Source organism: Bradyrhizobium sp., assembly GCF_017881085.1.
In the GTDB taxonomy this organism is placed as follows: Bacteria; Pseudomonadota; Alphaproteobacteria; order Rhizobiales; family Xanthobacteraceae; genus Bradyrhizobium.
The window spans coordinates 1-10254 of record NZ_JADGRI010000194.1; the positions used below are offsets into that span (position 1 = coordinate 1).

Annotated in this window: 9 protein-coding genes; 6 read left to right on the forward strand and 3 right to left on the reverse strand. The window is 63.8% G+C overall.

Features of this window, described 5'->3' with window-relative positions; all coding sequences use genetic code 11:
* The 3 genes from QZ213_RS17945 to QZ213_RS17955 all read right to left on the reverse strand — a co-directional run.
* On the reverse strand, positions 1-465 hold a 465-nt coding region (locus tag QZ213_RS17945), incomplete at its 3' end, for a polysaccharide biosynthesis/export family protein (protein ID WP_291687436.1).
* 171 nt (positions 466-636) lie between these two features.
* A complete protein-coding gene (msrA, locus tag QZ213_RS17950; protein WP_291687437.1) occupies positions 637-1293 on the reverse strand; it encodes a peptide-methionine (S)-S-oxide reductase MsrA in 657 nt (218 codons plus the stop codon).
* Between the two features lie 146 nt (positions 1294-1439).
* Positions 1440-1757 carry a hypothetical protein gene (locus tag QZ213_RS17955; RefSeq protein ID WP_291687438.1) on the reverse strand — a complete coding sequence of 106 codons (318 nt, stop codon included), beginning with the start codon at positions 1755-1757 and terminating at the stop codon, positions 1440-1442.
* Between the two features lie 359 nt (positions 1758-2116).
* On the opposite strand from QZ213_RS17955, the gene rpsT reads away from it, so the two are divergent.
* The 6 genes from rpsT to QZ213_RS17985 form a co-directional block, all read left to right on the forward strand.
* Positions 2117-2383 carry a 30S ribosomal protein S20 gene (gene rpsT, locus QZ213_RS17960; RefSeq protein WP_291687439.1) on the forward strand — a complete coding sequence of 89 codons (267 nt, stop codon included), beginning with the start codon at positions 2117-2119 and terminating at the stop codon, positions 2381-2383.
* 1217 nt (positions 2384-3600) lie between these two features.
* Positions 3601-5025: a chromosomal replication initiator protein DnaA gene (gene dnaA / locus QZ213_RS17965; protein ID WP_291687440.1), complete on the forward strand. Its 1425-nt coding sequence runs from the start codon at positions 3601-3603 to the stop codon at positions 5023-5025.
* Between the two features lie 215 nt (positions 5026-5240).
* Positions 5241-6359, forward strand: coding sequence for a DNA polymerase III subunit beta (gene dnaN / locus QZ213_RS17970; protein WP_291687441.1), 1119 nt, complete (start codon positions 5241-5243; stop codon positions 6357-6359).
* A gap of 78 nt (positions 6360-6437) precedes the next feature.
* Positions 6438-6803 carry an endonuclease domain-containing protein gene (locus tag QZ213_RS17975; protein ID WP_291687444.1) on the forward strand — a complete coding sequence of 122 codons (366 nt, stop codon included), beginning with the start codon at positions 6438-6440 and terminating at the stop codon, positions 6801-6803.
* Positions 6804-6890: 87 nt separating this feature from the next.
* The gene (recF, locus tag QZ213_RS17980) at positions 6891-8030 is read left to right on the forward strand and encodes a DNA replication/repair protein RecF (RefSeq protein ID WP_291687442.1); all 1140 of its coding nucleotides are present in this window, start codon (positions 6891-6893) and stop codon (positions 8028-8030) included.
* Between the two features lie 272 nt (positions 8031-8302).
* Positions 8303-10254 (forward strand): DNA gyrase subunit B (locus tag QZ213_RS17985; RefSeq protein ID WP_291687443.1); only part of this gene is annotated, 1952 nt, incomplete at its 3' end.

A 10254-nucleotide genomic window follows, 5' to 3' on the forward strand; every position in this document is an offset into this window, starting at 1 on the left:
TTCGATCTCCACCGCCACCGAGGGATCGCGGATATAGCCGTTGCGCAGTTTGGCGGCGATGAGGGCAGCAAGGCCCGCCGGCGTCCGTCCGCGCGCCGGTACCGCGCCGATCAGCGGCATGGTGATCGAGCCGCCGGCATCGATCGCGTAAGCGTTGGTCAAGCCTTCCTGGCCATAGACCACGACCCGCAATTTATCGCCGGCATCGAGTTTGTAGGATGTGTCATAGGCCGCCGGCATCGGCGCGGCCGCATAGGCGACGGGTACGGGCGCGTAGGCTTGCCGCGGCGCCGCGGCATTGCGAAGTGCGCTGATGGCGCCGCCGGAACCCGCGGCGTCGTATCGCGCGGGAGCGACGCCCTCCGGGGCTGGTCCGTAGGCTAGGGAATCGAGATCGCCTTGAGGCTGAGCCACCGCGGCCGGACCGGCCGTCTGCATGCATCCCGACAGAGCAAGCGCGGCCATGGCGGCAATGATCGGCAATCGAAACGCACGCGCTGCCCGCACCTTGGCCATCCTTCATCGCGAGACAGCTGAATTCTTGCCCCGGTTATGGTTAATAAATCGTGTTTGCGGGCGCGCTGCGGAACGGGACGACTTCGCCCCGCGGGCGGGGAGAGGCGAAGAGGAAAGCAATCAGGCGCTGATGGAGGCGCCGATGGGGCACGACACGCCGGTGCCGCCCAATCCACAATAGCCGGCCGGATTCTTGGCCAGATATTGCTGATGATAATCCTCGGCGAAATAGAATTCGCCTGACGGCGCGACCTCGGTGGTGATCGCGCCGAGTCCCTTGGCCGCCAGCGCCTTCTGGTAGGCCGCTTTCGACGCATCGGCGGCTTTGCGCTGCGCATCGCCAAAGGTATAGATCGCGGAGCGATACGGGATGCCGACGTCATTGCCCTGACGCATGCCCTGGGTCGGGTTGTGACTTTCCCAGAACGTCTTGAGCAACTGGTCGTAGGAGATCTTCCCGGGGTCGAACACCACCAGCACCGCTTCGGTATGGCCGGTGCGGCCCGAGCACACCTCCTCATAGGTGGGGTTCGGGGTATGACCGCCGGCATAGCCCACCGCGGTGGTGAAGATGCCGTCGCCGAGCTGCCAGAATTTGCGCTCCGCGCCCCAGAAACAGCCGAGCCCGAACACCGCCTGCTCCAGGCCTTGCGGATAAGGCGGCTTGAGTTGATGGCCGCTGACGAAATGACTCTTGGCCGTGGGGATTGGTTGCGCACGGCCCGGCAGCGCCTCGGCAGCGTTCGGCAGTGCAGTGGTTTTGCGCATGAACAACATGGGGGGCCTCCGGACGGGATCCGTTCGAATTCACGACAGCGAAGTGGTCTCTAATAAAGAGTGTAACTCTAATATATGGCTCTACGCAGACCAGGGCAGCCCCGTTACGCCGGACGCCTCGCCACAGAGCAGCGCCGCCAACCCCGTCAGTTTCGCGAATACCCGATCAACGGCTTGCGGGGCCGGAACACCAGCATCAACAGAATGCCCAATACGCCCATGACTGCAAAAACCGGCTGGTCCAGGATCACCTTGATGACACTGTCCCAGAGCCAGGGCGCGTGACCCTCCACCCAGGCCCGGAACGCCTGCTGGCTGGATTGGTGAATATCGTTCCAGAACTGACCAAACCGGGTGAAGCGCAAGGTCTGGTCCGCGACCCAACGGGCCCCGTCATAGACCATGAAGACAAATCCGCCCGCCAACAGTAGTAGTCCCACCAGTCGGAAAAAACCGCGGATCATGCGTCACCTTACATCTCTGGCGCCTGAAGGCGCCGTCAGGCCTTACCGGGGCAGCTCGGGAAATTCAACCTCATCAGCACCTTATCCGCCTTGCCGGCCGGGCCGCCGAGTTCCTGGGGAGCCCGGAAGGCGTTGACGCTGCAAGGCGTGGCCTCTATAAGGGCGCCAATGGCGGCGGGCGCAATCCCGCCGCCGCAGTTCTTTGAGCGGCGCCGTCATGTAAGCGTATTTGCTTGCAGAGATATGGTGTTGTCAGGGACGTCTGAAAACACGAAATCGTCGATCACGCAGTTGGACGGCCGGCGCGGTTGAAGCCCGACCACTTAGCGATCGGTCACCGCCGAAGGATATTTGAGAACATGGCCAATACGAGTTCCGCCAAGAAGGCGACGCGCAAGATTGCCCGCCGCACCATCATCAACAAGTCACGCCGTACCCAGATGCGCGGCGCGGTTCGCACCGTCGAAGAAGCGATCAAGAGCGGCGATCGCGATGCCGCGCTGAAGGCGTTGGCACGCGCCGAGCCGGAACTGATGCAGGCGGCGCAGCGCAACATCATTCACCGCAACAATGCGAGCCGGAAGGTTTCGCGGCTCACCCATCAGATCGCCAAGCTGGCGAAATGAACTGAACGAAAATGTAATTCGTCAAAAGCCCGGCCTTGCCGGGCTTTCTATTTTTGGGGGCACCGCACTCGGTAAGTTGCGACTCGCAAAAAGTCCCTGCGCGTCCCGTGTTTTTACTGGCGCTATGTAGGAAGGCGGGTTTAGCCTCCTTGCCACCGGGCTTCACGAAATCGACGCCGGTCATGCTCGGCCTTGCTTTTGAAATTGCAACTGCTACGGCGCGCCCGCTTCCAAAAGCAGCGTGGGGTTACCCTCTTCGGACGAACAAAAAAAAACGCGCTTGCGTAGTCACTTATCGGCATAGTGGCGAAGAGTTGTTCGAAAAATCCTCCCCGCCACATTTAAACGTAAACGATTTATGAATTTATTTTGGGCATTGTCAGAAATGTCACAGTCGTTCGACGCTTTCGAATCTTCGCGCAGATTCAAAACCTTGCCACTTCCGGCGAAATGCGCTGCCTGATTTCGCAAACGCGAAGTCGTTTTGCGGGCGCGGGTGCGGAATCATTTCCGTTGCGGGAAATGGGGCATGCTGTATCTCTAAGGGCGTTCGCGGCGCCCACGGCTCTTCAGACCAGCGCGGTTTAAGAAACGGGGCGGACGTGCAAATCGGCGGCGGTGTGCGCGTTGGCGACGCTTTCCAAGCGATTGTCGGGTTCAACCTCATAGCGATATGAGGAATGTGGTTCTGTGTCGAAATTTCTCAGGCGAGGCACTCGTGTCTCGTTCGCTTCGAACAAGAGAGATACGCACCAAACCATCCGACGGCAGCACCGGAAGCGGAGCACCTGGACGGGTAGACGAGTGGGCAAACGAGGCGGCGTTGCGACTGAACGATTTTGATGTTCGGGCGTTGCCGGCTGAATTTGAAACAGACGTGGGATGACAACTTGCCGTGCGCAATCACGGTGAGATGGGGAGGTTGCATGCTTTACGGAATCAGCGCGATATTCGATCAAATGTCCTTTTCCAATGATGCCGTATTGGACGCCTTAGACGCCGGCACACGGCCACCCGCGCGAACTCCGGATACACCGTCGAGTACGCGCTGACCTCGAGAAGCTTCTCTTCCAGTCCTTGATCTGACCAACGGCGGTTTCGCCGGACGGCTGGTCTATGGCTGAAGACGAAGCCCCGCTTGAGGTCGCGCCGTTGGCAGGAAACCTGCACGGCGTTTTCGCAAGGCAATCTTACTCTTTCGGAAAAGTTTTCAGGCAATGACAAATACGGAACAAGATCGCTGGTCACGCGTGAAGGGTCGGCTGCGCTCGAGCGTGGGGGAGGACGTCTACACCAGCTGGTTTGCACGAATGGACCTGGAAAGCGTCGAGCAGGAGAGCGTCCGCCTTTCGGTTCCAACGCGGTTCCTCAAGAGCTGGATCCAGGCGCATTATGCCGAGCGCGTTCTCACCTGCTGGCAGGCCGAAATGCCGGAAGTACACCGGGTTGACCTCACCGTGCGCACGGCGATGCGATGCGCGGCGCCCGCCAAGGAGGCTCCTGCGCCGGTCGATGCGCGCCGCGCCGAGCGGGCGGATGGCCGTCCCGCCCCCGAGCTGCGCGCGACCGCTCCGGTATCCGCCAGCCATGACGCGCTCGGCGGTTCGCCGCTCGACCCGCGCCTGACCTTCGGAAGCTTTGTCATCGGTCGCTCCAACACGCTGGCGCATGCCGCGGCACGCCAGGTGGCGGAAGGCCGGCGCGGCGATGCCGTGATGTTCAATCCGCTTTATATCCACGCCGGCGTCGGGCTTGGCAAAACCCATCTGCTGCAGGCGGTGACATGGGCCGGCAACTCCGGCAACGAACGCAAGGTGCTCTACCTCACCGCCGAGAAGTTCATGTACGGCTTCGTCGCGGCGCTGAAAACACAGACGGCGCTGGCGTTCAAAGAGGCATTGCGCGGGATCGACGTGCTTGTGATCGACGACCTGCAATTCCTGCAGGGCAAATCGACCCAGGCTGAATTCTGTCACACCCTGAACGCGCTGATCGACGCCGGCCGCCAGGTGGTGATCGCAGCCGATCGTCCGCCTTCCGACCTCGAGAGCCTCGACGACCGGGTACGCTCGCGTCTGGCCGGCGGCCTCGTGGTCGAGATGAGTTCGCTCGGCGAAGAACTACGGCTCGGAATTCTGAAGTCGCGCGTGGCGGCAGCCCGCGCCCATCATGCGAGCTTCGACGTCCCGGAACCGGTGCTGGACTATCTCGCCCGCACCATCACCCACAACGGCAGGGATCTCGAGGGCGCCATCAATCGCCTGCTGGCGCACAGCAAGCTCAACGCGCAGCCGGTGACGCTGGAAATGGCCGAGCGCGAGGTGCGCGACCTGATCCGTCCGCAGGAACCCAAGCGCATCAAGATCGAGGACATCCAGCGGGTGGTGGCCCGGCAATATAATGTGAGCCGCTCCGACCTGTTGTCGTCGCGCCGCACCGCCAATGTGGTCCGCCCGCGCCAGGTCGCGATGTATCTGGCCAAGACGCTGACGCTGCGCTCGCTGCCCGAGATCGGCCGCCGGTTCGGGGGGCGCGACCACACCACCGTGCTGCATGCGGTTCGCAAGATCGAGGCCCTGGTCAGCAAGGATGCTGCGCTCTCCGAAGAGGTCGAATCGCTGAAGCGCCAGTTGCAGGAGTAGGATTTTCTCACCCCTCCCGGTTGCCGGGAGGGGCCGCAAAAAATGGGGAACGCCCCCCGTTTCGCTTGCGCTTGAGGGCCATCCGCGCCACCTTGCGGTCCCCCCGTTGGTTTGATCAAATCCAGTCTGGATCGGGCTTTTCGGGTTTCAAATGCCGCGGCGCGCCCTTTGGGCCGCCCGGCTTTTCCATCTTGAGGGATCGGGCGGGTATTGCAATGAAGGTTACCGTCGAACGCGCGCAGCTTCTGAAGTCTCTGGGCCACGTCCATCGCGTGGTCGAGCGCCGCAACACCATTCCGATCCTGGGCAACGTGCTGGTGCGCGCCGAAAACGCGCAGCTGTCGTTGAAGGCCACCGACCTCGACCTCGAGGTCACCGAGACGCTGGCCGCGGAAACCGGCACCGGCGGTTCCACCACGGTGCCGGCGCACATGTTCTACGACATCGTGCGCAAGCTGCCCGACGGCGCGCAGATCGTGCTGGAAGGCGACGGCGACCGCTCGGTGCTGGCGATCCGCGCCGGCCGCTCGCGCTTCACGCTGCAGACGCTGCCCGAAAACGATTTCCCCGATCTCGCCGCCGGCGACATGACGCATTCGTTCACGCTGGCCGCCGCCGACGTCAAGCGGCTGATCGACCGCACCCAGTTCGCGATCTCCACGGAAGAGACCCGCTATTATCTCAACGGCATCTATCTGCACACCGCCGGCAGCGCCAAGGCGCCGACCTTGCGCGCGGTCGCGACCGACGGCCATCGCCTTGCCCAGATCGATCTGCCGCTGCCGCAAGGCGCCGCCGGCATGCCCGGCGTGATCGTGCCGCGCAAGACCGTCGGCGAAGTGCAGCGGCTAATCGAGGACAACGAGGCCGAGGTCAAGATCGAACTGTCGCAGGGCAAGATCCGTTTCACCCTTGGCAACGTGGTGCTGACCTCGAAACTGATCGACGGCACGTTCCCGGATTATGGTCGCGTGATCCCGCAGAACAACGACAAGGAGCTCATCGTCGACAAGAAGGATTTCGAGGCCGCGGTGGACCGCGTCTCGACCATCTCCAGCGAGCGCGGCCGCGCCGTAAAACTGGCGCTGTCCGCCGGCAAGCTGGTGCTGTCGGTGACCAACCCGGATTCCGGCAGCGCGACCGAGGAACTCGAGGTCGAATACGCCTCCGACCCGCTCGATATCGGATTCAACTCGCGCTATCTGCTGGATATCGCCGCCCAGATCGAAGGCGAGGTCGCGGTGCTCAGGCTGGCCGATCCCGGCTCGCCGACGCTGGTGCAGGACAAGGATGCCAAGGGCGCGCTCTACGTGCTGATGCCGATGCGGGTGTAGGAATCTCCTTCGGACGCGCGAGCTTCCCCTCTCCCCATGTGGGAGAGGGTGGCGCCGAAGGCGACGGGTGAGGGGTTCGTGCCGCAGACACCACACCATCGGCCGACCGCCAAGCGCATCCGCAACTTCGCCAGGAGGATGCGTCGCGAACCTACCGATGCTGAAGCGGCCATGTGGCATCTGCTCCGCGATCGACGCCTTGCGCCTTTCAAATTTCGACGCCAAGTCCCCTTCCAGGACTTCATTCTCGACTTCGTTTGCTTCGAAAGGCGCATCGTGATCGAGATCGATGGCAGTCAACACGCTTCGTCGGCACGCGACGCGGCGAGGGAAGACGTGCTGATGGCCGAGGGTTTTCGGATTGCGCGTTACTGGAACAACGATGTGCTTTTGCAGCCGTCTGCGGTCTTGGAGGATATTCTCGTGAAGCTCGCCGAGTCGTAAGAACCCCTCACCCGTCGCCGAACTTCGTTCGGCGCCACCCTCTCCCACAAGGGGAGAGGGGAAGAAAGATCGACGACAGTTCCACCCATGACCGCCTCCCGCATCCAGCGCCTCAGCCTGACGCATTTCCGCAATTATCGCGCGGCGAGCCTCGAGACGCGCGGGGACGTGGTGGTGCTGGTCGGCCCGAACGGCGCCGGCAAGACCAATTGCCTCGAGGCGATCTCGTTCCTGTCGCCGGGACGCGGCCTGCGCCGCGCAACGCTGGAGGATGTCGCCGACAACCAGGGCGACGGCTCCTGGGCGGTGTCGGCCGAAGTCGAAGGCGCGCTCGGGCTGGCGACGCTCGGCACCGGCATCGACCCGCCCGGCAGCGATGGCGCGGCCACCGGCCGGCGCTGCCGAATCGACCGCGAGCCGGTGGGTTCGGCCACCGCCTTCGGCGATCATTTGCGCATGGTGTGGCTGACGCCGTCGATGGACGGGCTGTTCATGGGCGCGGCATCGGAACGGCGGCGGTTCTTCGACCGGCTGGTGCTGGCGATCGACTCCGAGCATTCCAGCCGGGTGTCGGCGCTCGACCGTTCCCTGCGCTCGCGCAACCGGCTGCTGGAGGTGCGCAATTACGACGACCATTGGTGCGACGCCATCGAGCGCGAGACCGCCGAACTCGCGGTCGCGGTCGCGGCGACGCGCGGCCAGACCGCGACTAAACTCGCCGCGATGCTGCGCGAGCGCGGCGAGGCTTCCGCCTTCCCCTCCGCGCAGATCATGCTCGACGGCTGGATGGAAAACGCGCTCAACAGCGAGCCCGCCACGGCCGTGGAGGATCGCTACCGGCAGATCCTGCGCGACGGCCGCGCGCGTGACGCCGCGGCGGGCCGTACCTTGGACGGTCCGCATCTCACCGACCTGCAGGTGATCTACGCGCCAAAGAGCATGCCGGCGCGCGACGCCTCCACCGGCGAGCAGAAGGCGCTGCTGATCGGGCTGGTGCTGGCGCATGCCAATCTGGTCGCGGACATGACCGGCATCACGCCGCTGTTGCTGCTCGATGAGGTGGTGGCGCATCTCGATCCCGGCCGGCGCGCGGCTTTGTTCGACGAACTGACCAGACTTGGAGCGCAGGTCTGGATGACCGGCGCCGACCCCGCGGCCTTCACCGACATCGACGGCTCGGGCGAGATTTTCGACGTCGATTCCGGACGGATCGCCCGGCGGGGTTGAGCGCACCGCGCCGGGAAGCATCGATCCCTTCCGGCGGCGGCCGCGGGCCAAACGGTGCGGATCCGGCGACCAAAACGCTTCGCCGAATCGCGCTTTTGCGGGGCCTCGGAATCGGCTTTTGGCGGCCTTGAAAAACACCCAAAAACCACCATTTATTCAACAGGTTGCCGTCGGAGAGTTTGCGCTAGGCGCATCACGCCTTTCATGGCACAAATAGGTGATTCAGCGCCTGTTTTGCGCCGCTGATTCGAAGACACCCTCGAAGGCCACACATGACAGAACCTGCCCGGCAAACCATCGCCGACACCGAGCATTCCATTCCCATCGAATACGGCGCGGAATCGATCCGGGTTTTGAAGGGCCTCGATGCCGTGCGCAAGCGGCCGGGCATGTATATCGGCGACACGGATGACGGCTCCGGCCTGCATCACATGGTCTACGAGGTCGTCGACAACGCCATCGACGAGGCGCTGGCCGGCCACGCCACCGCGGTGGAAGTCGTGCTCAACGCCGACGGTTCGGTCACGGTGCGCGACGACGGCCGCGGCATTCCGGTCGACATGCACAGCGAGGGCGTCTCGGCGGCCGAGGTCATCATGACCCAGCTGCACGCGGGCGGAAAATTCGACCAGAACTCCTACAAGGTGTCGGGCGGCCTGCACGGCGTCGGCGTCTCCGTCGTCAATGCGCTGTCGAGCAAGCTGCAGCTGCGGGTCTGGCGCGACGGCAAGGAGCATTTCATCGAATTCGCCCATGGCGATGCGGTGGCGCCGCTCAAGGTGGTCGGCGACGCCCATGGCAAGCGCGGCACCGAGGTGACCTTCCTCGCCTCCCCGGAAACCTTCACCCATATCGAATACGACTTCGCGACGCTGGAACACCGCCTGCGCGAACTGGCCTTCCTGAATTCCGGCGTCAACATCGTGCTGTCCGACATGCGCCACGCGGTCGAGAAGCGCGAGGCGATGCACTACGAAGGCGGCATCGAGGAATTCGTCAGATATCTCGATCGCAACAAGAAGCCGATGGTGCCCTCGCCGATCGTGATCAATACCGAGATGAACGGCATCGGCGTCGAGGCGGCGCTGTGGTGGAACGACAGCTACCATGAGAACGTGCTGTGCTTCACCAACAACATTCCGCAGCGCGACGGCGGCACCCATCTCGCGGGCTTCCGCGGCGCGCTGACGCGCCAGGTCAACGGCTATGCCGAGGCCAACGCCAAGCGCGAAAAGATCGCGCTGACCGGCGACGACTGCCGCGAGGGCCTGACCGCGGTGCTGTCGGTGAAAGTGCCCGATCCGAAGTTTTCCTCGCAGACCAAGGACAAGCTGGTGTCCTCGGAAGTGCGCCCCGTGGTCGAGAACGTCCTGAACGAGGCGCTCGCGGCCTGGTTCGAGGAGCATCCCGCCGAAGCCAAGATCATCGTCGGCAAGGTGGTGGAAGCCGCCGCCGCCCGCGAAGCCGCGCGCAAGGCGCGTGAGCTGACGCGGCGCAAGGGCGCGCTCGACTACGCCTCGTTGCCCGGCAAGCTCGCCGATTGCCAGGAGAAGGACCCCGGCAAATCCGAACTGTTCATCGTCGAGGGTGACTCGGCCGGCGGCAGCGCCAAGATGGGCCGCAACCGCGAATTCCAGGCGGTGCTGCCGCTGCGCGGCAAGATCCTCAATGTCGAGCGCGCGCGCTTCGACAAGATGCTGGGCTCCGAGCAGATCGGCACGCTGATCACCGCATTGGGCACCGGCATCGGCCGCGACGATTTCGATCTGTCGAAGCTGCGTTACCACAAGATCATCCTGATGACCGACGCCGACGTCGACGGCGCGCACATCCGGACCCTGCTCTTGACCTTCTTCTTTCGTCAGATGCCTTCGCTGATCGAGGCCGGCTACCTCTATATCGCCCAGCCGCCGCTCTACAAGGTCAACCGCGGCAAGTCCGAGCAGTACCTGAAAGACGAGCGCGCGCTGGAGGATTACCTGATCGAGACCGGGCTCGACGACTGCGTCTTCAAGATGGCATCGGGCGAGGACCGCAAGGGCCGCGACCTGCAGGCGCTGGTGGAGGACGCCCGGATCATCCGGGCCACGCTGCACAATCTGCACAGCCGCTATGACCGCAAGGTGGTCGAGCAGGCCGCGATCGCCGGCGTGCTCACCCCCAGGGTCACCGGCGATGCCGCGACCGCCGAAGCCGCCGCCGGCTATATCGCGCGCAGGCTCGA

Coding starts and splice junctions, on each gene's coding strand:
- recF (WP_291687442.1), top strand. CDS start 6,891: ATGACCGCCTCCCGCATCCAGCGCCTCAGCCTGACGCATTTCCGCAAT.
- dnaA (WP_291687440.1), top strand. CDS start 3,601: ATGACAAATACGGAACAAGATCGCTGGTCACGCGTGAAGGGTCGGCTG.
- msrA (WP_291687437.1), bottom strand. CDS start 1,293: ATGTTGTTCATGCGCAAAACCACTGCACTGCCGAACGCTGCCGAGGCG.
- dnaN (WP_291687441.1), top strand. CDS start 5,241: ATGAAGGTTACCGTCGAACGCGCGCAGCTTCTGAAGTCTCTGGGCCAC.
- rpsT (WP_291687439.1), top strand. CDS start 2,117: ATGGCCAATACGAGTTCCGCCAAGAAGGCGACGCGCAAGATTGCCCGC.
- QZ213_RS17955 (WP_291687438.1), bottom strand. CDS start 1,757: ATGATCCGCGGTTTTTTCCGACTGGTGGGACTACTACTGTTGGCGGGC.